General features: G+C 72.1%; 20 protein-coding genes. 8 read left to right on the top strand and 12 right to left on the bottom strand.

The window, feature by feature from the left end; translation table 11 throughout:
• Positions 1-211: 211 nt before the first annotated feature.
• A complete protein-coding gene (locus AB0G28_RS36775; protein WP_361100264.1) occupies positions 212-2,863 on the top strand; it encodes a glycosyl hydrolase family 28-related protein in 2,652 nt (883 codons plus the stop codon).
• Between the two features lie 57 nt (positions 2,864-2,920).
• On the opposite strand, the gene AB0G28_RS36770 is transcribed toward AB0G28_RS36775, so the two are convergent.
• Entirely contained in the window at positions 2,921-3,106 is a 186-nt protein-coding gene (locus AB0G28_RS36770; RefSeq protein ID WP_361100261.1) for a DUF5302 domain-containing protein, read from the bottom strand.
• Between the two features lie 83 nt (positions 3,107-3,189).
• Positions 3,190-4,146, bottom strand: coding sequence for a winged helix-turn-helix transcriptional regulator (locus tag AB0G28_RS36765; RefSeq protein WP_361100258.1), 957 nt, complete (start codon positions 4,144-4,146; stop codon positions 3,190-3,192).
• Between the two features lie 125 nt (positions 4,147-4,271).
• On the opposite strand from AB0G28_RS36765, the gene AB0G28_RS36760 reads away from it, so the two are divergent.
• The 5 genes from AB0G28_RS36760 to AB0G28_RS36740 are packed head-to-tail and all read left to right on the top strand — an operon-like array spanning position 4,272 to position 10,122.
• Positions 4,272-5,744, top strand: coding sequence for a carotenoid oxygenase family protein (locus tag AB0G28_RS36760; protein ID WP_361100255.1), 1,473 nt, complete (start codon positions 4,272-4,274; stop codon positions 5,742-5,744).
• Positions 5,741-7,429, top strand: coding sequence for a class I adenylate-forming enzyme family protein (locus tag AB0G28_RS36755; RefSeq protein ID WP_361100252.1), 1,689 nt, complete (start codon positions 5,741-5,743; stop codon positions 7,427-7,429). The genes AB0G28_RS36760 and AB0G28_RS36755 overlap by 4 nt, the downstream gene beginning before the upstream one ends.
• 4 nt (positions 7,430-7,433) lie before the next feature.
• A complete protein-coding gene (locus tag AB0G28_RS36750; protein WP_361100249.1) occupies positions 7,434-8,621 on the top strand; it encodes an acetyl-CoA acetyltransferase in 1,188 nt (395 codons plus the stop codon).
• Positions 8,618-9,601, top strand: coding sequence for an LLM class F420-dependent oxidoreductase (locus AB0G28_RS36745; protein WP_361100246.1), 984 nt, complete (start codon positions 8,618-8,620; stop codon positions 9,599-9,601). The genes AB0G28_RS36750 and AB0G28_RS36745 overlap by 4 nt, the downstream gene beginning before the upstream one ends.
• A 2-nt stretch (positions 9,602-9,603) precedes the next feature.
• The gene (locus AB0G28_RS36740) at positions 9,604-10,122 is read left to right on the top strand and encodes a pyridoxamine 5'-phosphate oxidase family protein (RefSeq protein ID WP_361100243.1); all 519 of its coding nucleotides are present in this window, start codon (positions 9,604-9,606) and stop codon (positions 10,120-10,122) included.
• Here the strand turns inward: AB0G28_RS36740 and AB0G28_RS36735 are convergent.
• On the bottom strand, positions 10,112-10,972 hold the full coding sequence (locus AB0G28_RS36735; protein WP_361100267.1) for an SGNH/GDSL hydrolase family protein: 861 nt from the start codon (positions 10,970-10,972) through the stop codon (positions 10,112-10,114). The two genes, AB0G28_RS36740 and AB0G28_RS36735, sit on opposite strands and share 11 nt — an antisense overlap.
• A 111-nt stretch (positions 10,973-11,083) precedes the next feature.
• Between AB0G28_RS36735 and AB0G28_RS36730 the strand changes: the two genes are divergently transcribed.
• Complete coding sequence (locus tag AB0G28_RS36730; protein WP_361100240.1) at positions 11,084-12,325, top strand: helix-turn-helix domain-containing protein; 1,242 nt, start codon at positions 11,084-11,086, stop codon at positions 12,323-12,325.
• On the opposite strand, the gene AB0G28_RS36725 is transcribed toward AB0G28_RS36730, so the two are convergent.
• Positions 12,311-12,712: a hypothetical protein gene (locus AB0G28_RS36725; RefSeq protein WP_361100237.1), complete on the bottom strand. Its 402-nt coding sequence runs from the start codon at positions 12,710-12,712 to the stop codon at positions 12,311-12,313. The genes AB0G28_RS36730 and AB0G28_RS36725 overlap by 15 nt on opposite strands.
• Before the next feature lie 81 nt (positions 12,713-12,793).
• Positions 12,794-13,666: an alpha/beta hydrolase gene (locus tag AB0G28_RS36720; RefSeq protein WP_361100234.1), complete on the bottom strand. Its 873-nt coding sequence runs from the start codon at positions 13,664-13,666 to the stop codon at positions 12,794-12,796.
• Between the two features lie 67 nt (positions 13,667-13,733).
• Between AB0G28_RS36720 and AB0G28_RS36715 the strand changes: the two genes are divergently transcribed.
• Entirely contained in the window at positions 13,734-14,465 is a 732-nt protein-coding gene (locus AB0G28_RS36715) for a TetR family transcriptional regulator (RefSeq protein WP_361100232.1), read from the top strand.
• Between the two features lie 131 nt (positions 14,466-14,596).
• On the opposite strand, the gene AB0G28_RS36710 is transcribed toward AB0G28_RS36715, so the two are convergent.
• From AB0G28_RS36710 to AB0G28_RS36680, 7 genes are all read right to left on the bottom strand, one after another.
• Complete coding sequence (locus tag AB0G28_RS36710; RefSeq protein WP_361100229.1) at positions 14,597-15,262, bottom strand: TetR/AcrR family transcriptional regulator; 666 nt, start codon at positions 15,260-15,262, stop codon at positions 14,597-14,599.
• A gap of 80 nt (positions 15,263-15,342) precedes the next feature.
• Entirely contained in the window at positions 15,343-17,034 is a 1,692-nt protein-coding gene (locus AB0G28_RS36705; protein ID WP_361100226.1) for an NAD(P)/FAD-dependent oxidoreductase, read from the bottom strand.
• Positions 17,031-17,786 carry a carbon-nitrogen hydrolase family protein gene (locus tag AB0G28_RS36700; RefSeq protein WP_361100223.1) on the bottom strand — a complete coding sequence of 252 codons (756 nt, stop codon included), beginning with the start codon at positions 17,784-17,786 and terminating at the stop codon, positions 17,031-17,033. The genes AB0G28_RS36705 and AB0G28_RS36700 overlap by 4 nt, the downstream gene beginning before the upstream one ends.
• Positions 17,783-19,174, bottom strand: a complete 1,392-nt coding sequence (locus tag AB0G28_RS36695) for an amino acid permease (RefSeq protein WP_361100220.1) — start codon at positions 19,172-19,174, stop codon at positions 17,783-17,785. Before AB0G28_RS36695 ends, AB0G28_RS36700 begins: the two co-directional genes overlap by 4 nt.
• A 219-nt stretch (positions 19,175-19,393) precedes the next feature.
• Positions 19,394-20,683 carry a HAMP domain-containing sensor histidine kinase gene (locus AB0G28_RS36690; protein ID WP_361100217.1) on the bottom strand — a complete coding sequence of 430 codons (1,290 nt, stop codon included), beginning with the start codon at positions 20,681-20,683 and terminating at the stop codon, positions 19,394-19,396.
• A gap of 2 nt (positions 20,684-20,685) precedes the next feature.
• On the bottom strand, positions 20,686-21,396 hold the full coding sequence (locus AB0G28_RS36685; RefSeq protein WP_361100214.1) for a response regulator transcription factor: 711 nt from the start codon (positions 21,394-21,396) through the stop codon (positions 20,686-20,688).
• Positions 21,397-21,443: 47 nt separating this feature from the next.
• Complete coding sequence (locus tag AB0G28_RS36680) at positions 21,444-22,109, bottom strand: IclR family transcriptional regulator C-terminal domain-containing protein (RefSeq protein WP_361100211.1); 666 nt, start codon at positions 22,107-22,109, stop codon at positions 21,444-21,446.
• Positions 22,110-22,152 lie beyond the last annotated feature (43 nt).

Below are 22,152 nucleotides of genomic sequence, written 5' to 3'. Positions count from 1 at the left end.
CCACCCGCCATTTGGAACAGTCCCTTACGAAGGGGATCGCCCAAGTCCGTGAAGGCCTCCTTCCCGGCCATAAGAGCCGGTAAGGGGGCCTTCACGGACCGGCCCGATCGGGCGACTCGCCCTGCCCCGACGGCGGCCTTCGAAGACGATCTTCCCCGCCCGCGGCGTCCCTAGGCTCGACGGCCGGAACCGCCGCGGGTAAGGGGAGCTCATGAAGAAGGCAGTCGTCGCGGTCGACGTCGGCACCGGGGACGTCCTGTGCCCGGCGCTCGACCCGGCCGACCCGGCCAAGCTGACCAGGGCGGACACGGCCGCGCTGTTCGCCGGTACCCTGCCGGCGGGCATCGCGGCCACGTCCGCGGTGGCGGGTTCGGTGGTGGAGTACCACGACGGAACCCAGCCCGTCCCGGCCGCGGTGACGGGCCTGGCCGCGGGAGCCGCGGCCACGGTCGTCGTGGACGGTTCCGGGCGGTGCGCGCGCACGCGCTCACTGGCCGAGGACGCGTTCGTCCTCGGCCACTGCGACGCCGCCGGACTGCTGACGTGGTCGGTCAAGCACACCTTCGCCAACGTCAAGGACTTCGGTGCCCGGGGCGACGATTCGGGCGACGACCGGCCCGCGATCGCCGCGGCGATCCGGTCGCTCACCCCGGGGCGCGGGACGGTGTACTTCCCGGCGGGGCTGTACGACATCGGGCGCCCGCTCTACGCCGGCGGCTACCCGGGGCTCGAGCTGCGCGGGGAAAGCGAGTACGCGAGCACCATCCGGTACCGCGGGCACGGCCCGGCGCTGTGCCTGTCGCCGGAGCCCACGCGGTTCCCGACCGCCGACGCTCTGCTCTCCGGACCGGGCGGGGCCGGCGTGCTGGACCACGGGGTCATCGACACGCTGAACCTGCGGGACACCGCGGTGCTCGACCTGAACGGGGTCAAGGCGTTCTCGATCGAGTGCACGGTCCGGCCCGACGTGCTCCCGGCGGGCACCGGGATGATCCTTTCGAGCTCCGGGCGCCGGGTGCCCAGCGACCCGAAGAACGTCGCGTTCTCGCTCTTCCTCGCACCGGCCGCGGACGGCCGGGTGGCGGTGCACGGTACCGCGCGGATCGGAACCGGGGAACTGCACCTCGACAGCCTGGCCGCGCGGCAGGACGGGCAGCCGGCGCCGCAGTCCTATCTGGTCGGGCAAGCCATCCACATCGCGTTCGTCTTCGACGGCACCGAACTGCGGCTGCACACAGGCGTGCCGGGCGCGGTCGTCTCGGCGTGGGCGGCCGTCGCCCCCGCGGCGGCCGACGCGAAGCTGGGGTTGACGCAGGCCGTCGAGGAGGGGATCTACCTCGGCGTCCAGAGCCAGTCCTGCTGGCCCGAGTTCGCGCCGGAGTACCAGGCGTTCACCGGCCGGGTCGACTCGCTGCGCATCTCCGACTTCGCCCGCCGCGACCCGGCGGCGTTCACCGCGCCCACCGCGAAGTTCCCCGACGACGACGCGAGCAACCGGCGGCTGGACCCGCGGACCCCGAACAAGGTACTCGCGTCGACCCGGCTGCTGGTCAACTTCGACCAGGACGTCGACGTCTTCACCGTCGGCAGCAGCTGGTACGGCTCGCCGTACCGGATGCCCGTCTATCTGGCATACGCGCTGGTGCAAGGCCAGGAGCCCGGCTGGACGTCGCCGACGGTCCGGCGGCTGGAGCTCCAAGCGTTCAACGGCGCCGGCATCGTCGGGCAGCGCGCGGTCACCTCCGTCATCGAGCACGTCCGCGTGACCGCGTCGCGGGACGGGATCTGGCTGCGCAACTACAGCTACTGCGAGAGTCTCGAGCACCTCTACCTCGCCACGAGCAGGCTGGGCCTGGTCGTCAGCAACTCCGGAATGGCGAACATCAAGCGGCTGCAGACCGCCGGATGCCTCTACGACTTCGCGGCCACGCACGTCGTCGGCGGGTTCGCGCGAGACTGGTACATCGGCAACCCGAACTCGAAGGTGCCGCTGCTGCTGACGAGCCAGTCGCCCGGCAGCACCTTCCACGGCACGGACATCGTCATCACCTCGGAGGGCACCCCGCCGGACTACCCGCGCGAGACCGACGTGCTGACCGCGAACATGGAAGGCGTCGTCTTCGAGAGCTCGGTCTTCGAAACGGCCCAGCTCGCGAACCGCAGCTGCCCGCCGGTCACCATCGATTACTCGCGGGTGGACTGGGGTGGCCGGATCGGCGAGGGCACGACGACCTTCGTGAACTGCCAGTTCAAGCCGAGCCTGGCGACCAGGCAGAACATCGCCTTCACCGGGGACGTCGCGGCGCACCCGGTGCGGCTGCTCGGGAACACGAACTACCAGGCCACGGTCGCGTGGGCCGAGCCGCGGCACGAGCGGCGGCTGGCGTTCAGCGGCGGCTGCGTGTCGACGACGGACACCGGGACGACGCAGTGGCAGGGAACGCGGGACTGGGTGTTCGCCCTCGACGACCCGACCGGGCGGATCCGGGCCCGCGAGCGGGAGAACCAGGGGACCGGGACGGCGACCGGCGCGTCGGTGCCGCTCGCCGCGCTCCCGCTGCCGGACGGTGTCACCTGCTACCGGGCCGAAGTGCTGGCGACCGACGCCGCCGGGAACGCCGCGTACTGGACGCTCGAGCGCGGCTTCCGCGTCAACGGCGGCAAGGCCACGGCGTGGGCGGGGACGGTCGCGCGCACGCAGTCCGGTTCCGCCGCCGGCCAGGTCCCGCCCGGCTGGGCGGCGCCGTCGATCTCGGTGAACGCGGACGGCACCGGACCGGTGAAGATCGACTGTGCGGCGCCGGCGGGCGTGACTCTCGCCTTCACCGCGAAGCTCCGCGCGCTGGAGGGACTCTCGGGCTGACCACGCGGAAGGCCACCATCGAGTACCCCGATGGTGGCCTTCGGTGCGTTCGGAAGCTCAGCCGCTCTTGCGGCGGAAGGTCCGCTTGTTGGCCGCCGGGCCGTGGGCGTGCTGGTTCTTGCCGCCGCCGTTCTCGTGCGACGCTCCCGTGCGCGCGTGGGCCTGCTTGCGTTCCAGCGCTTCGCGGAACTTGCGCTTGACGTCGTCCTCCTCGCCGCTGGGCGACGGATTCGGTTCACTCATGCTTACCTCCGGAAGTGACGACGTGTGACCGCTCCAGCCTGGCATCACTCAAACCGCTTGGCGAGTCGATTACGTCACCCTCGTCAGCGTTTGGGCGACGGGACGCCACCGAACTGGACCGACGTGCGCGTCAGCGGGCGGCCGCAGTGGTCGCACAGCAGCATCGGCCGCAGCCGGTTGCCGCATTCGACGTGGTGCAGCGTGATGTCCGGCTCCTGGCCGGTCACCTCGAACCCGCGTGACCACTCGGCGATGAACGCCAGCGCCGGGAAGAACGCCAGTCCCTTCGCCGTCAGCCGGTAGTCGCGGGCGTCCGTGCGGGTCTTCGCCGCGCCGGTGCGCAGCACGCCGACCTCGACGAGCTTGCTCAGCCGGGCCGACAGCACGCTCGGGCCGATGCCCAGCTCGCGCTCGAACTCCGAGAAGTGCCGGCAGCCGAGCAGCGCGGACACCAGCAGGCCGGTCGACCAGCGGTCGCCGAGCAGCTCCATGGTGTCCGGGAAGAACATCATCGGGTCGCCGGCGAGGGAGTCGGCGTCCTTGCGGCGGAAGCGCTTGGACGCGGTCGCGGCGGCCACGCCCGTGCTGTCCAGCCGTTCCGCGCGGACGTCGCGGGCATCGACCCGGCGCCCGCAGGCAGCGCAGCCGAGGGGCGCTGATGTAGCCAGCTCACAGTTGAGGTGGATCAGCGTCGGCAGCACCTCACGGCGGCCTTCGACCCACTCGCGTTCCCACGCCCAGATCGAGATCAGCAGCGGCCACAGCTCGAGGCCGCGTTCGGTGAGCCGGTACTCGTGCCGCGTGCGGCGGGCGTCCCGGTACGGCACGCGCGTGAGCATGCCCGCGTCCACCATGTCCCGCAGGCGTCCGGACAGCGCCGTCGGCGAAATGCCCAGCCGCAGGCGCAGCTCCTCGTAGCGCCGGAAGCGCAGGAAGAGGCTCTGCAGGATGAGCAGCGTCCACTGGTCGCCGACCAGTTCCAGCGCTCTCCGCAGCGGATCTCCCGCCGGCCGGATGCGGTGTGCGGTCGCTTCGGTCACCGTCTCCCCTTCGTTACCTCGCGGCCTCAGCGTACACCTGACTACACCAAAAGAAGCCTATTGACACCTGGGTACACAAATCATAGTCTCGTCCCCAACAGCCCGCACAGTCAGGGAGCAGCCCGATGACCAGCACCTCCGAACAGCCGCTGATGGTGGCCCGGACGGCGGACACCGGCGAGGCGAACCCCTACCTGCTGGGCGTCTACGCCCCGGTCGGCACCGAGATGGACGCGGAAGACCTGCGGGTCATCGGCGAAATCCCGAAGGATTTGGGCGGCGTCTACCTGCGCAACGGCCCGAACCCGCGGTTCGCCCCGGAAGGCCGCTACCACTGGTTCGACGGCGACGGCATGATCCACGCCGTCCACCTGGAGAACGGCAAGGCCCGCTACCGCAACCGCTGGATCCGCACGAAGGCCTTCGAGGCCGAGTCGGCGGCGGGCAAGGCGCTCTGGACCGGGGTCATGGAGAACCCGGGGGACAACCCCTTCGGCAACTCCCACGGCCTGGGCCTCAAGGACAACGCCAACACCGACGTCATCTTCCACCGCGGCCGGATCCTCGCCACCTGGTACCTGTGCGGCTCGCCGTACGCGGTCGACCCGCTGTCGCTGGAGACGCTGGGCGCCGAGGACTTCCTCGGCACGCTGGTCGGCGACATGATGGCCCACCCCAAGGTGGACGAAACCACCGGCGAGCTGTTCTGGTTCGACTACGGGCCGCGGCCGCCGTACCTGCGCTACGGCGTGATCAGCGCGGACGGCCGGGTCGTGAACACCACCGAAGTCGAGCTGCCCGGCCCGCGCCTGCCGCACGACATGGCCATCACCGAGCACTACGCCGTGCTGATGGACCTGCCCCTGGTTCAGGACCTGCAGGCGGCGAAGCAGGGCCGGCACAAGCTGCACTTCGACCGCTCGATGCCGAGCCGCTTCGGCGTCATGCCACGCTACGGAGACGGTAGCCAGATCCGGTGGTTCGAAGCGAGCCCGTGCTACATCTACCACGTCGTCAACGCCTGGGAGGCCGGCGACGAGGTCGTCCTCGACGTCTGCCGCGTGCGGCGCCCGCAGCCTCGTGCCGACGCGCACACCCCGCTCGCGAAGATGCTGTCCTACCTGCGGCTCGACGCCCAGCTGCACCGCTACCGCTTCGACCTGCGGACCGGTGCCTGCCGCGAGACGCCGCTCGACGACGCCAACACCGAGTTCCCGACCGTCGACGCCCGCGGCGTCGGCAGGCGGAACCGGTACTCCTACACGGTGCACATCTCGCCCGAGTCGACGCTGAAGTTCGACGGGCTGGTGCGCCACGACAATCTTGCCGGCACCAAGACCGAATACCGGTTCGGTCCCGGCCGGTGGGGCAGTGAGGCTCCGTTCGCACCCCGCGAAGGAGCACCCGTCGATTCGGCGGACGGTTATCTGGTGACGTTCGTGCAGGACGAGCGTGAGGGACGCTCGGAACTGGACATCTTCGACGCCGCCGATCTCGCTGCCGGACCCGTGGCCAGGGTCCTGCTTCCCCAGCGTGTCCCGCTCGGTTTTCACGCGACCTGGGTCCGGGCGGACCAGCTGGAAAACCTCCGCTCATGAGATGCCATCGAGAGGGTCGCGCCCGGGACTTCCGGGCGCGGGGATGGTGGAGTGCGGAGACGATCGACCGGCTCGTGAAGGAGCGGGTCAGTGCCGACCCGGAGGGGCTCGCGCTGGTCGATCCACCGAACACCACCGCACTGGTCGGACGCGACCCGGTGCGGTGGACCTGGAACCGGCTCGACGAACGCGTCGACGTCCTGGCCGCGTTCCTGCTCGCCAGAGGGGTGCGAGCAGGTGACGTCGTGGCCGTGCAGCTGCCGAACTGCTCGGCCCTGGTCCAGGCGTTCCTCGCGATCGTGCGGATCGGCGCGATCGTCACCCCGTTCCCGGTGTCCTACCGGGAACACGAGCTCGGCCCGATGTGCCGGCGCACCGGCGCCGTCGGGGTGGTGACCGCATCCAGATACGGCGAGCACGAGCTCGCCGGGGCGGCCCTTGGGCTAGGCGCTTCGGCGCCGTCGGTCCGGTTCGTCGTCGCCTCGGGGGACGACGAACCGGCCGGCGCCCTGGCCTGGCCCGAAGCTCCCCTTTCGCCGGCGGAGAAGTCCACTTTGGACTCGTCCCTGGCCGAAGCCGACGTGAACGACTGCGTCACGATCTGCTGGACGTCCGGCACCGAAGCCGAGCCGAAGGCCGTCCCACGCTGCCACGGCGACTGGCTCGCGACCGCGCGCGGCTGCGTCCAAGCCGCCGGAATGACCCGGGACGACGTCCTGCTCTCGCCGTTCCCCATGACGAACATGGCCGGCATCGGCGGGATGTTCCTGCCGTGGCTGCTGACCGGCGCGGTGTTCGTCCCGCACCACCCGTTCGACCTGCCGGTGTTCCTGGGGCAGCTCGCGGCCGAGCGGGTGACGTACACACTCGCGCCACCGGCGTTGCTGACCATGCTGCTGCACAACGAAAAGATCCTGTCCGGAGTGGACATCTCCGCGCTGCGGAAGATCGGGTCCGGCTCGGCCCCGCTCTCGCCGTGGCTGGTGCGGACCTGGGCCGAGCGGTACGGCATCGACATCATCAACTTCTTCGGCTCGAACGAGGGCACCGCGCTGCTGTCCGGTCCGGTGGACATCCCGGACCCGGACGCGCGTGCGACCTACTTCCCGAACTACGCCTCCGAGGTCACCTGGTCGACCCCGGTCGCCGGCTGGACGTCGGTGCGGCTGCACGACCCGGTCACCGGCGAGCCCGTGACCGAGCCCGGGCGCCCCGGCGAGCTGCACATCGCCGGGCCGACGGTGTTCGCCGGCTACCTGACGTCGATGGGCGAGCCGCTCGACACGTCGTCGTTCGACGACGACGGGCACTTCCGCACCGGCGACGTCTTCGAGATCGCCGGGGAGCACGGGGAGTTCCTGCGGTACGTCGACCGGATGAAGGACCTCGTGATCCGCGGCGGCATGAACATCTCGCCCGCCGAGGTCGAGGGCCTGCTGACCGGCCACCCGGACGTCGCCGACGTCGGCGTCGTCGGGGTGCCCGACGACGTCATGGGGGAGCGGGTGTGCGCGGTCGTCGTGCCGGGCGCGCGCAAACCGACGCTGGAGGAGCTGGTCGCGTACCTGCGCGAGAAGAAGGTGGCCGCGTTCAAGCTGCCGGAACGGCTCGAGTACGCCGACGCCTTGCCCCGCAACCCGGTGGGGAAGATCCTGAAGCGGCAGCTGCGGGAGAGCCTGGGGTGAGGTCATGACGGTGTTCGTGCTGGGCGGGGCGCAGACCGACTTCGCGCGCAATTTCACGAAAGAAGGGCGCGGCATCCTCGAGCTCTTCGCCGAGGTCGTCCCCGCGGCTCTCGCGGACGCCGGTGTTTCGGCCGAGGACGTCGAAGTCGCGCACGTCGGGAACCTTGCCGCCGAGCTGTTCACCGGCCAGGCCCAGCTCGGCGGGCTGCTGGTGGCGGCCGTCCCGGAACTGGACGGCGTGCCGTCGGCCCGGCACGAAGCCGCGTGCGCGTCCGGCAGCACCGCGGTGCTCGCCGCGTGCGCGGACCTCGAAGCGGGCCGCTATGACGTGGCGCTGGTCGTCGGCGTCGAGCTGATGCGCAACGTCGACGGGCAACGGGCCGCCGAGCACCTCGGGTCCGCCGCGTGGGCCGGCCACGAGGCCGTCGCCGCGAAGTTCCCGTGGCCGGCGCTGTTCGCCGACGTCGCTTCCGCCTACGACGCACGTTATGGACTCGACCCGGACCACCTCGGGCAGTTCGCTTCGCATGCTTTCGACCGGGCGGCCCTGAACCCCCTGGCGCAAGCCCGCGACTGGCGATTCCCGGCCGGCTCGTTCGGCCCCGACGACGAGCTCAACCCCGTCATCGAGGGTCGCCTGCGCAAGCAGGACTGCGGCCGCATCACCGACGGTGCCGCGGCGGTCCTGCTGGCCTCGCCGGCGTTCGCCGAGCGGCTCGGCGGCGGCTTCCCGCGCATCGCGGGCTTCGGGCACCGCACCGCGCACATCGGCCTCGCGCCGAAGATCGCTTCCGGCGGCGAGTACCTGTTCCCGCACCTGCGCGGCGCCGTCGTCGACGCCTACCGGCGAGCGGGCGTGCCCGGCCCCGACGCGCTCGACGTCGTCGAACTGCACGACTGCTTCACGATCACCGGCCTGGTCGCGCTGGAGCACCTCGGCGCGGCACCGCCCGGCGACGGCGGCCGGTTCATCGCCGGCGGCGGTCTCGACGCGGCCGGGATCAACCCCGGTGGCGGCCTGATCGGCCTCGGCCACCCGGTCGGCGCGACCGGCGTCCGCATGCTGCGCGACGCGGCCCGGCAGGTCTCGGGCACGGCGGGCGAGACGCAGGTCGGGGGCGCGTGGACGGCGTTGACGCTGAACGTCGGCGGGTCGTTCACCACGGTGGTCACGATGGTGGTCACCGCATGAGGCTTTCGGTGTCGCTGGGGCTCTGGCAGGACCGGCCGCCGGAGGAGGCGCTGGAAACCGCCCGCGCCGCCGAGGCCGCCGGGTACCCGGAGCTGTGGATCGGCGAAATGGCGACGTGGGACGCCTTCGCGCTCGGCACGGCGATCGGCGCGGCGACGTCGCGGATTTCCCTCACCTTCGGTCCGCTCGCGGTGACCGTGCGGGACCCGGCGACGATCGCCATGGGTGTCGCGTCGGTGGCGGCGCTGACCGGCCGGCCGACCGGGGTCGCCTTGGGGACGTCCAGCGACGTCGTGGTGCGGGCCTGGCACGGCCGTTCGCGGGACCGGGCGGCCACGGCGCTGGCGGAGTCCGCGATCGCGGTCCGGCAGCTCCTCGGCGGCGAGAAGTCCACTGTGGACGGGTCGGTGGTGGGCTCGCGGGGCTACCGGCTGCGGCTGGCCGCGCCGAAGTCGCCCCTGACGATCGCCGCCTTCGGCCCGCGTGCCCTCGACGTCGCCGCCCGGCACGCCGACCGGATGGTCGTCAACCTGGTCAGCCCCGCGGCCGCGGCGACGCTGGTCCGCGGACTGCGGGAAGCCGCTTCGCGCTTGGGCAGCACGCCGCCACCGGTCGCCGCCTGGGTGGTCGGCGCGGCCGACCCCGGCCCGGCCGAACTCGAGCAGCTGCGCCGCGGCGTCGTCGGCTACCTCGCCGCGCCCGGCTACGCCGACATGTTCCGCGCCGAAGGGTTCGGCGACCTCGTCGACTTCGCGCGCACCCGTCCGCACCCGCGCGAGCTCCTGGCCGCGGTGCCGGCCGAGGCCATCGCCGCGGTCGGGCTGCTCGGGGCCGGCGCCGACATCGCCGCGAAGGCCGCCGAGTACGCGGAGGCGGGCGTCGACGAGCTGGCGATCGTCCCGGCCACCAGCGACGACGACCCCGGCGGCGCGAAAACTCTCGCCGCGTGTCGATCCGCCGTCGTCCCGTTCGACGCGTAGGCATGACTGAATCCAGCGAAACCACGAACCTCGACCGGTCCGGCCTCGCGGAACTGCCGTGGAGCCGGGCGCGCGACCTCCTCGCCACCCAGACGCCCAAGGAAGACCTGACGTTCTTCGTCGGGACCGTCCGCCCCGACGGGCGGCCGCACGCCGCCGGCGTCGGGGCCATCTGGGTGGACGACGCCCTGTACTTCGTGAGCGGACCCGGCACGCGCAGGGCCCGCAACCTGGCGGCGAACCCGGCGTGCACCGTCTCGGTGCGGCTGCGCGGCCTCGACCTCACGATGGAGGGCGAGGCCCGCCGCGTCGCCGATCCGGAAACCCTCGAGCGGGTGGCGGCCGTCTACCGCGAGGGCGGCTGGCCGGCCACGGTGATGGACGAGGGGTTCACGGCCCCGTTCATGGCGGCGAGCGCCGGGCCCGCGCCCTGGCACCTGTACCGGCTCGCCCTGCACCGGGCCATCGGCGTCGCCACCGCCGAGCCCCACGGCGCCACCCGCTGGGACTTCAGCCGCTGATCGAAGAGGCGACCAGCTCGCCGATGGCGGCCATGCCGTCGGCGTTCGGGTGCAACGGCGCCGCGATCGACGTCGGGATCAGGCTTTCGAACCACTTCACGCCGGGCGGCTTGCAGACGTCGTGCCCGATCGAGGCCGTCCGCACGTCGATGTAGGTGGCGTCGTGCGCGGCGGCCTGGCGGGCCAGGGCCGCGTTGGTCTTGTCGACGCTGCCCTGGATGTAGTTCGCGTCGCGCGGGGTGAGCGGCGCGATCGGCCAGCACCCGTTGTGCGGCAGGTACGTCCCGTACCCGGCGAGGTAGACGTCGGCGTTCGGCGCGTGCGCGTGGATCGCGTCCAGCAGCGCGCCCCACACCGGCTCGAACGCGGCGATCTTCTCGGCGAGCTGGTCGTGGCCGCCGGCGGTGAACCGGTCGACGCAGTCCGGCACGATGCCGGGCAGCAGGTTGATGCAGCTCGTCGCCGCACCGACCAGGCCGACGTCGTTGCCGCCGATCGTCAACGTCACGGTCCGGGTCTGCGCGCTGAGCGCGTCCAGCTGCGGCGGCACCGGGCCGGACGACGTCTGCTGCGGCGCGGTCATGTCCGCGGTCGTCGCGCCGGAGCAGGTGACGTCTCTCAGCGGCCCGCCGAGTTCCTTCGCGGCGACGTGCGGGTAGTCGAGCAGCGACCGGATGCAGCCGGGGGAGGAGAGGTCCCAGGGCAGGATCAGCGGCCCGGCCGCCGCCGAATCGCCCAGCGCCACGTACTCCCCGCCGGTGCCCGCCCCCGCCGTGTCCGCTGCTGCCGTGCCCGCCGTCGCGCCCGCCAGCGCGGTGACCATGATCGCGATGACCGCCGTCGTTCTCACTCGCACGCCGTCCTCCTTGACGTTGTGCCGATGATTGGCTTCCGTGACACCATCGGCACGCAGCGTGGCCGGATTGACTGGGAATCCGGGCAGAGAACGGGGGGTTCGGTTGTGACGGAGCACAAGCACGGCGGGGACCTGTCCCTCGGCGGACAGCGCGTGCACGAGCGGCTCACCCGGGAGGAGCCCGAGCTGGTCTCCCGGGTCCTCACGCGCATCCAGGCCGAAGTCGCCGATTATCGGCGACTGCCGGTGGAGGAGCTGGCCGGCGACATCGCGGGCATCACCCGGCAGGCGGTGCGGGCGTTCGCGCGGAGCCTGCGCGAGGACCGCGAGCTCAACGCCGCCGAGCTGGCGCAGATCGGCGCGTCCGCGGTCCGCCGCGCCGAAGAGGGCTTCCCGCTGGAGGCCGTGCTGACCGCCTACCACGTCGGCGCGCGAGAGATCTTCGCCGTCGGCTCCGGCGAAGCGGGCAGCGCGGACGTCGCCGATCTTCTCGAGGTCGCGGACCGGGTGCTCGCGTTCGCCGGCACCGTCACCGGCGCGGTCACCCGCGGCTACCTGGAGGAGCTGCGCACGAAGGTCGGGCAGGAGCACACGGCGCGCCGGACGCTGCTCTCGGTGCTCGTCGACGGCGGCCCGGTCGACGTCGTCGCCCGCAGCGCCGGGATCACCCTGCCGGCGCGGTACCTCGTCCTGAGCGTCGAGCTCGGCCCGCACGCCGACGAAGAGTCCCCGGACGTGGACGCCGGAATCGCCGTCCGCCGCAAGCTCCGCCGCTTCCTCGCGGCGTTCGAACGGTGCTGTGGCGACGGCTTGCTCGCGTCGCTGGACGGCCCCGGCGGTCTCGTCCTGCTGCCGCTGGCCGGGCGCTGGGCCGACGTCGCCGAATGGCGGCAACTGCTGCACACGGCCGGCCAGGCGGCGGGTGTCGCCGTGCTCGCCGCGGCGGGCACCGCGGCGCCGGAGGAGGTCCGCGAGGTGGCCGCGCAGACCGCGGACATTCTGGACGTGCTCCGCTGGTTCGGCCGCGAACCGGGTCTCTACCGCCTCGACGACGTCCTGGTCGAGTACCAGCTGACCCGTCCGGGCGCGGCCCGCGACCGGCTCGCGGCGGTGCTGGGCCCGCTCGACGCGCACCCCGAGCTCGTCGAGACCCTGGAGACCTACCTGGCCCTGGACACGAATCGCCGCCAAACGGCGACGCGGCTGCACGTCCACCCGAACACGGTCGACTACCGCCTCCGCCGCGTCCGTGACCTGACCGGCGTCGACCCGCTCCAGCCGGCGGGCCTGCCCCGCGTCATCGCCGCACTCGCGGCCCGCCGGGCGTCGGGATCACGCCGGGCTTGACTGGTGCGACCGCGAGAGGTCGCGGGCTCGCACTTCCGCGGGACGACGAGGCGCGGGCACCCGGACCGGCCACGGCGTCCGGACGACCAGCCCGGTGAGTGCCCCCGCCACCAGCGCGGCCGCCAGCACGATCGCGGCCGCCGCCGAGGCGCGGTCGAACGTCAGCTCGCCGAAGCGGCCGAGCACGAACCCGGTGTGCAGCGCCCAGGCGACCACCGTGATCCCGGCCGCGGCGCCGAAGGAGGTTTCGTGGGCGGCCGCCAGCACGACCGCGCCCAGCATGACCAGCGCATACCACGGATGACCCGTCGCGCCGGCCAGGTCCGCCACGATCACCGCCGCGATCGCGGCCACACACCCGCACGGGAATCCGAACCCAGCTGTCATGCCCCCAGTGCAGTTTCGACGGCGTCGAAGGCCATGATCCAGGACACATTCCCTACGCGGGACCCCACGGATCCTTACGCCTTATTTACTCCGGGCGGTCACGTGGCCGATTGCCTCGGCGATCTCGGGCCAGACCGCCCGCGGCAGGTTGTGACCCATCCCGGGGATGACGACCAGTTCCGCGTCCGGGATCGCCTCGGCCGTCGCCTTGCCGCCGCTGATGTCGATCAGCGGGTCGGCGTCGCCGTGCACCACCAGCGCCGGCAGCCGCACCGCACGCAGCCCTGCGGTGCGGTCGCCGGAGGCCACCACCGCCGCGGCGTGGCGCAGCGTGCCCACCGGGTGCCGCGCGCGGTCGTAGTGCAGGGCCGCTTTCGCCAGCAGGAACGCTTCGTCGTCGGGGTATCCGGGGGAGCCGAGCCGCCGGTAGCCCTCGACGCTGTCGGCGATGGCCTGTTCGCGCGTGTTCGCCGGTGGCCGCGACAGCAGCGCGAGCGCCCACGGCTCGGCCCGGCCGACCGCCGGGTCGCCGGTGGTCGACATGATCGACGTGAGGCTCAGCAGCCGGTCCGGGTGGTCGATGGCCAGCTGCTGCACGATCATCCCGCCCATCGACGCGCCGACGACGTGCGCGCGTCCGATCCCCAGCGCGTCGAACAGCCCGATGGCGTCGTCGGCCATGTCCGAGAGCCGGTACGGCGCCGTCGTCATGTCACCGGCCGCGATCGCCGCCAGGTCCGGCGCGGGCAGGTGGTCGAGCCAGGTGGAGAGCCCGACGTCCCGGTTGTCGTAGCGCACCACGAAGAACCCGCGGCCGGCCAGCAGTTCGCAGAAGCCGTCCTCCCAGGTGATCATCTGCGCGCCGAGGCCCATCACCAGGACCAGCGCGGGGTCCGCCGGGTCGCCGAAGGTGTCGTATTCGAGTTCGAGACCGTTGGCCTGTGCACGTGCCATATCCCGATCCTGCCGTACTCGTGCGGTGGTGGCACGGGCCCGGCCGGTGCGGTTACCGTTACGCCCCATGCCGACCTCATCCTCGGGCACGGGAGAACGCCCCCGGTCGCGGGCCGCCGCGGGACTGCCGGCGCTGACGGCCGACTGCATCGTCGCCGCGGCGACGGACCTGACCGGCCGGCGCGGCCTCGACAACTGGACGCTGCGCGAGCTCGCCCGCGCGGTCGAGGCGTACCCGGCGGTGATCTACCACCACGTCGGCGACCGGGACGCGGTGGTGAACGCCGTCGTCGACCGGGTGGTCGGCCTGATCGAGCTGCCCGACGAACGGCTGCCGTGGCAGGAGTGGTTCACCGAACTGCTGGCCGGGCTGCGGGCGCTGCTGCGCACCTACCCGGGCTGCGCGCGCCGGCTCGCGCTGTTCGGCCCGTCCGTCCAGGCGGCCACCCGCAGCATCGACGCGGGCGTCGGCGTGCTGCTGAAGGCGGGGTTCGGCCGGGAAAGCGTGCTGGCGTACAACCTGCTGCTGATGACCGCTTGCCAGTTCGTGGCGATGGAGGACGACCGCGACGGCGCGCTGGCCCTGCGGATCGACAACACGGAGACGTACGCGACCTACCGGGAGCGGGCCGACCTGCCGGGCATGGCCGAGCTGGGCGCCGCGATGCACGACCTGATGGGCGACCCCGAACTCGCGTCGGGCTATTACGCGCAGCTCTACGACTACGCCGTCCGGCGGTGTCTCGACGGGCTCGCGCACCGGTTGGGCGAACTTCGCGAATCGGACGAGCCGGGCTGACAGTAACTTGACAGTGCCACGGCGTACGGTGGGGGGTAGGTCGGTGGTCTGCCCATCGACCCGGAGCTCCCGGCGCCCTCCTCCCCCTCGTGGCGCCGGGGGCTTCGGTCTTTCCGAGCTCGTCCGAGTCCCTATTCGAGGCCGCCTTGCCGCGGCGCCGGCGGTCCGGTGCGCGGCGGCTGCGCCTGGATGGCCGGGAAGATTTCGCCGACCAGCGTCACCAGCGACTTCGAAAGCAGCAGGTGCACCTGGGCACGGCTCAGCGACCGGCGCACCAGCCATTCCCGGCCCGCCGACTTCACCATCCCGCCGAAGGCGCGCACGAGCGCGTTGAGCTCGGGTCCGTGGTCGCTCTCGCGGGACAGCCCGACCGCTTCGAGCACGCGGTCGGCGGATTCGCGGTCGGCTTCTTCGAGGATGCGCTCCACCTCGAGGTCCCGGCCGATCCCTTCGGGCGCGATCGCGGCCAGCCACATCCGCTCCTGGCTGGTGACCATGTCCAGGAACCACTCGATGGCGACGTCGGCCCGCAGTTCCAGCGGCCCGTCCGGGAGGATCTCGACGGCCAGCCGCGGCACGGTCAGCGCCCGGCGGATGATTTCCAGGTACAGCTCGCGTTTCGTGCCGAAGTAGTGGTTGATCAGCCCGCGTGCGACGCCCGCCGCCGCGGCGATGTCCGAAGTGGACACTTCGGAGTAGGGACGTTCACCGAACAGCCGCGCCGCACAGGCGTAGATCTGTTCCTTTCGCTCGTCCGGTTCCAATCTTCGCCATCTCGGCGCCGGCTCGGTGTTCATCGCCCCATCGTCGCATGGCCGGTTGGCCCGGGCAGCTCAATCAGCACGATGTCGGAAGCGGTACCACGATCGGGGCACGGTCAGTCCGGGAGAGTGATCGGCGCGATGTCCGCGAAGCCGTCCCCGGGCCCCGGATTCGCCGGATCGGTCTCCCCGCCGAAATGGCGCAGCACGCCCCAGACGGCGTTGAGCGCGGTCTGGACCGCCCCCTCGGCCCAGCCCGCCGTCCACGAGATGTCGTCACCCGCCAGGAAGAGCCCGCGGTAGCGCGCCGGCAACTCGTCCTGCACGAAGTGCGTGAACAGCCGGTGCTGGTAGCGGTAGTGCCCCGGCAGGTTGGCCTTGAACGCGCCCATGAAGTGCGGTTCCGCCTCCCACGACACGGTCACCGGATCGCCGATGATGTGCCGCCGGACGTCGACGCCGGGGTAGATCTCCCGCAGCGACTGCAGCATCACCTCGACGCGCTCGCTGACCGGCAGCGGCAGCCACTTCAGCGAGTCGTCCGCCCACGTGTAGGACAGGCAGATCACGGCGGGCTTCGCGGGGTCGTCCCCGAGCAGGTAGGTGCCGCGCGGCATCCGGTCGGTGAGCGTCATGCTCATCGTGTCACGGCCGGTCACCGGGTCGCGGTCCAGCCAGAACGGCCGGTCGACCGGCACGAACACCTTCGACGACGCCATGTAGTGCGTGCGCTCGATCGCCGTCCAGTGGTCGATCGGGAACAGCGCTTCGTCGCATTCGATCTGCGACAGCAGCATCCAGCTCTGCGCGGTGAACACGGCGGCGGGGAACGTCCTGATGTGGCCGTCGACGTCGGTCACGGTGATGTTGCCGGGCGCGGTCCGGTGCAGCCGCGCGACGCCGGGGAGCGGCCGTCCGCCGTGCAGCGTGCTCAGGCTCGTGCCCGCCGGCCAGAAAGCGATTCCGTCCGGAGCGTGCTCCCACAACCGCCGCGGCAGCTGCCCGCTGCCGCCGACGATGCTGCGGTGCTCGTCGTCGGCGCCCGTGTAGACCACGCGCAGGATCTCGAGGATGGAGTTCGGGAAGTCGGTGTCCCACCCGCCGGTGCCGAAGCCGACCTGGCCGAAGATCTCGCGGTGGCGGAAGGAGGCGAACGCGGGGGAGTCGCAGAGGAAGCCGTAGAACGTCTGGTTGTCCAGCCGCGGGACGAGCTCGTTCCACAGCCGCTTGATCGTCTTCGCGTCGCGGTCGCGGATCGCCGTCTGCATCTCGGCAAAGGAGGCCTGCTCGGCGAGCGTGCGGTCCCAGGCCGCGGCCACTTCGCCGAAGACGGCGGGTAGTTCCTCCGGCGTCCGCGCGTAGTGGCTTCGCCCCTTCAGGTCCACGACGGTGCTCGGCGTCCCGGGTGCCAGCGGGTTCGGGAACGGCGTGGTCTCGAGCCCGACCTTGTCGATGTAGTGGTACAGCGCGGTCGACGCGGGCGGGAAGCGCATGGCGCCCATTTCGGCGACGACGTCGTCCGGGCAGCCGGGGAACCGCACCGTGCGCAGCCGGCCGCCGATCTCGGCGATCTCGTACACCACCGGCCGCAGGCCCAGCTTCATCAGCTCGTACGCGGTGACGATGCCGGAGAGACCGCCGCCGATCACGGCCACTTCGGTGCCGTGCCGTCCGGCGGGCACCGACCCGAGCCCGGCGGGGTGGGCGAGGTAGTCGTCGTAGGCGAACGGGAAGTCGGGGCCGAACATCGTGATCGGGCGGCCCGCCGGTTCGTCGTGGTGGATCGCGGTCGGGACGGCGGCGGTCATGGGGTGATTCCTCGGTACAGGTCGGGCCGTCGATCGGCCAGGTGGGTGTTTTCCGCCCGCGACGCGACGAGCGCGTCACGGGTGACGTCGGCGGCGATCACTTCGGGCCCGGAACCGGCCCTGGCCAGCACTTCGCCGGTGGGAGCGACGACGCAGGACCGTCCGCAGTAGGTGAGTTCCCGCTCGGTGTCGCAGCGGTTGGCGTAGGCGACGAACAGCTGGCTTTCGTAGGCCCGCGCCGGCACGAGAGTGTCGGCGACCAGCTCGTACGGGCTCATCAGCGCGGTCGGCACGACCAGCAGCTCGGTGCCGGCGAGCGCGTGCGCGCGGACCAGCTCCGGGAATTCGACGTCGTAGCAGATCAGCAGGCCGACCCGGACGCCGCCGACGTCGGCCTGCACGACTGCCTCGTCGCCGGGCGTGAACCACGCTTTGTCGAGGTCGCCGAACAGGTGCGTCTTGCGGTAGTTCGCGAGCCGCCGCCCGGTCGCGTCGACGAGCTGGACGCTGTTGTAGACGTGCTCGCCGTCGGTCTCCGGGTAGCCGTACGCCAGCGCCACGCCGGTTTCCTCCGCCAGCGCGGCCAGCCGGGCGGCGGTGGGGCCGTCGGCCGGCTCGGCGAGCGCGTGCGTGCGGGCCCCGATGTGGTAGCCGGTGGTGCTCATTTCCGCGGCGACGACCAGGTCGGCGCCGCTTTCTGCGAGGGTGCGGGCCAGTTCGTCGAGGGGCCCCTGGTGGATGGCGACCCTCATGCCAGCCTCGACTTCCGGACGCCGTAACCGAAGTAGATCAGCAGGCCCACCGCCATCCAGGCGCCGAAGACCACCCAGGTGGCGCCGTCGAGGCTGAGCATCATGTACGCGCAGCACAGCACGCCCAGGATCGGCGTGACCGGCGAGAGCGGCACGCGGAACGAGCGCGGCCGGTCGGGCTGGCGCCGCCGGAGCAGCAGAACGGCGACGTTGACCAGCCCGAACGCGAACAGCGTCCCGATGCTGGTGGCATCCGCGAGCTTCCCCAAGGGGATGAACGCGGCCAGGACGGCGACGAAGCCCGAGACCACGAGGGTGTTGATCCGCGGCGAACCCGACTTGGCATCCACTTTGGACAGAGCGGCCGGGACCAGGCCGTCGCGGGACATCGCGAACAGGATGCGGGTCTGCCCGTACAAAACGGTCAGCACGACGCTGGAGATCGCCACGATCGCGCCGACGGCGAGCAGCCCGGCCCAGAACGGGTTGTCCGACACCACGTCGAGCACATGCGACAGCGCGGCTTCCTGGCCGTCGAACTCCTGCCACGGCAGCGCGCCGACGGCGGCCACGGCGACCAGGCAGTACAGCACGGTGACGATGCCGAGGGAGAGCAGGATCGCGCGCGGCAGGTCGCGCTGCGGGTTCTTCGCCTCCTCGCCGGCCGTCGACGCCGCGTCGAACCCGATGTAGGAGAAGAACAGCTTGGCCCCGCCCGCGCTCATCCCGGCGAGCCCGAGCGGCAGGAACGGCGTGAAGTTCTTCGCCTTGACCGCGCTGAACGCGATCGCGCAGAACAGCACCAGCGTGCCGATCTTGACCACGACCATGACCGCGTTGGCCCGCGCGCTCTCCTTCGCCCCGGAGAGCAGCAGGACCATCGCGAGAACGACGACGAGGATGGCGGGCACGTTGACGACCCCGCCGGAGCCCGGCGGCTGGCTCAGCGCGTCCGGGATGGCGAACCCGAAGGCCAGCCGCAGCAGCTCGTTGAGGTACTGGCCCCAGCCGACGGCCACCGACGCCACCGAGACGCCGTATTCGAGGACCAGGCACCAGCCGCACACCCAGGCGACCAGCTCGCCGAGCGTGGCGTAGGCGTAGGAGTACGACGAGCCCGACAGCGGGATCATGCCGGCGAGCTCGGCGTAGGACAGCGCCGAGAACAACGCGGTGACCCCGGCGAGCACGAACGAGAGCACGACCGCCGGGCCGGCCACCGGGACGGCCTCGCCGAGCACGACGAAGATCCCGCTGCCCAGCGTCGCGCCGATGCTCAGCATGGTGAGCTGCCCGAGCCCGAGCGACCGCCTCAGCGTGCCATGATCACCTTCGGCGACGAGATCGGCGACCGGTTTCCGCCGCACCGTCGCGGCTCGCAGATTCATGCCGACGACGGTATCCGCCGTTCCCGACGCGCAAAACAGGAGAACGTTGCGCGTACAGATGAATCACAGGTGATTCATTGCACAGAACCAACGGATCATGGCGAATCATTCCATCAGCATCACCCGTGATTCCCGGGCACGCCGATGCCCGCTCAATCACACGTGATGCCCCGCCAGACACGGGTGATGCCTGTCCGATCACAGGTGATGCCCGGTTCGTCACTCGGGACTGTCGGCGGGCAGCAGCAGCGTGAACGTCGGCGGGTCCGGCCGGCTCAGCCGAAGCCGGCCGCCTTCGGCTTCGGCGAGGCTGCGGGCCAGCGGCAGGCCGATCCCGTGCCCGCTGGGCGCGGTCGCGAACGGATCGGTCTCGCCGAGGTCGGGCCCTTCGTCGGCGACGTCGATGGCGAGCGCGTCACCGGCGTCCCGGGCCACCACGGTGACGGTGCCCCGCCCGTGCGTCGCCGCGTTGTCGAGCAGCACCCCGAGCACCTGCCGGACCGCCGCGGCCGCCGCGTGCGCCGGCGGCGGGTCCTGCCGGACGATCCGCAGGGCCCGCCCACGCGGTCCGAGCAGGGCGTCGCCGGCCTGCCGCACTTCGTCGAGCAAAGCCTCCAGGTCGAGCGTGGCGCGGGGCGCGCGACGTTCCCGGCCGAGCGCCAGCAGGTCCTCGATGGTGCGTTCCAGCCGGTCGGCGGACGCGATCCCGGCGCGGATCGCCGCGTACGGATCCGCGGCCGGCGTCTCCAGCGCGGCTTCGAGCTGCAGGCGCAGCCCGGTCAGCGGGGTGCGCAGCTGGTGCGACGCCTCCGCGGAGAACGCCCGCTCGCGCTCCAGCGTCTCGCCGATCCGGGTCGCCGTGGCGTCCAGGGTCTCGCCGACTTGGTCGATTTCGGCGATCCCCGCACGGGGCGACCGGGCGGTGAAGTCGCCGTCACCGAGCCGCTCGGCCGCGGCGGCGAGCTCCTCCAGCGGCCGGACGAGCCGCGTGGTGAACCGGCGGGCCAGCAGCCAGCTCGCCCCGGTCGTCACGACCACGAGCCCGGCCATGCCGAGCCAGGTCAGCACGATCCGCTGCCGCAGCTGAGCCAGCGGCAGTGCGGCGCGGACCACGCCCGTCACCCGGGGACCGCTGACCACCGGCACCGCCAACGCTATTTCGTCGCCTTCCCGGCCGATGACGACGTCCACCGTGGCCTTCGCCGCCTGCCGCTCGACCGTGCCGCCGACGGCGGGCCCGTGACCGGCGAGCAGCCGCCCGTCCGGGGCGTAGATCGCGACCTCGCCCTCGGCTTCGTCGTTCTCCTCGTCGAGCGGCGGCACGGTCGGCCGTCGCCCGGCGGTCAGGTCTTCCGACACGGCGAGCGCGGCGGCGTCCGCGGCCCGCTCCAGGTCGCCTTTCGCGTCGTCGTGGTAGTACTGCCACACCGCGATGCCCAGCGGCAGCGCGAACAGCAGGGTGGCGACGAGTGCGGCCAGCACCGTCAGCGAGGTGATCCGGCGCCGCACGGCTACCCTTCGGCCACGGACCGGGCGGGGTCCTCCAGGCGGTAGCCGTGCCCGCGGAGGGTGGCGATCCGCGGCACCTCCGCGTCGGGCCCGGCCGCCGACGCGAGCTTGCGGCGCACCGCCGCGATGTGCACGTCCAGTGTCTTCGTCGAGCCGTACCAGTGCGCGTCCCAGACCTCGGACATCAGCGTCTCGCGGCTGACCGCGACCCCGGGCTGCTCGGCGAGCCGGGCCAGCAGGTCGAACTCCTTGGCGCGCAGCACCACCTCGCGCCCGTGCAAGGTGGCGCGCCGGCCGGCGATGTCGACGATCAGCGCCCCGACGGTCACCGGCGGCCGCGCCGCGGCCGGGGCGCCGCGACGCAGGTGCGCCCGTACCCTCGCCAGCAGCTCGCCCAGCCGGATCGGCTTGGCGAGGTAGTCGTCGGCTCCGGCGTCGAGGCCGACGACGACATCCATCTCCTCCTGCCGCGCGGTGAGGATGACCAGCACCGCGGACGGCAACGCGGCCCGCAGGCGGCGGCAGACCTCGACGCCGTCCAGGTCGGGCAGGCCGAGATCGAGCAGCACGAGGTCGAACTCGCCCCCGTCGGCGGCCTGCAGGGCGGTCCGCCCGTCGCGTCGCCAGCACACCTGGTAACCATGCAGTCGCAGGGTCGATTCGAGCACGCTGCCGATCGCCGCGTCGTCTTCCACCACCAGCAGGTTCGGCATGTCGGGCAGCCTAACCAACGATGTGGCCGGAGCCGGGGCGTTGTGGTCTATTCCGCCCGGGTACCGAGGCCGATCCGCGATATCCGCCCCGAAGCGTGGACGACGGCTTCGCTCAACGCGGCGACTTCGGCGCCCCCGAACCGGCTGCTGGGACCGGTGATCGTCAGCGCCGCCAGCACCCGGCCGTCACCGTCGCGCACCGGCGCGGCGACACTCGACGCACCCGTCTCCGGCTCGCCGTGGCAGACCGCAGCGCCTTCGGCCACGCCGGCCAGGACCTGCCCGGCGGCCCCACGCCCGAGCGGCAGCTCGTCACCCACGCGACCCACGTGCCGGATGGCCTGCGGGCCCTCCTCCTGTGCCACGCAGACGAGCACGCTGGTACTGCGCACGTAGATGTTCACCGTCTCCCGGCACTCCCGCGCCAGGTCGCGCAGCACCTGCCGGACCGGCTCGGGCAGCTGCCACGCCGTGTTGGCCAGCTGCGCCCAGCGGAGCATCCCGGGCCCCACGGTGATCCGCCCGTCCGGGCGCGTCCAGAGCAGGCCGCGTTGCTCGCAAGTGGCGACGAGCCGCAACAGGGTCGTCTTCGCCAGGCCGCTCGCCGCGGTGAGGTCCTTGACCGCCCAGGTCCGGGTGCGTTCCGTGAAGAGCGCGAGCAGGTCGAAGGTCCGCAGCACGCTGCGGACCGCCCCCTCGTCTTCCGCGTGCATCGTGCGACCCCCGTCCGCGTGGTGGACCCAGCGTATCGGCGAA

The sequence above is a fragment of the Amycolatopsis sp. NPDC021455 genome, from assembly GCF_040640995.1.
Lineage (GTDB): Bacteria > Actinomycetota > Actinomycetes > Mycobacteriales > Pseudonocardiaceae > Amycolatopsis.
This window is presented reverse-complemented; position numbering and strand designations above follow the sequence as displayed.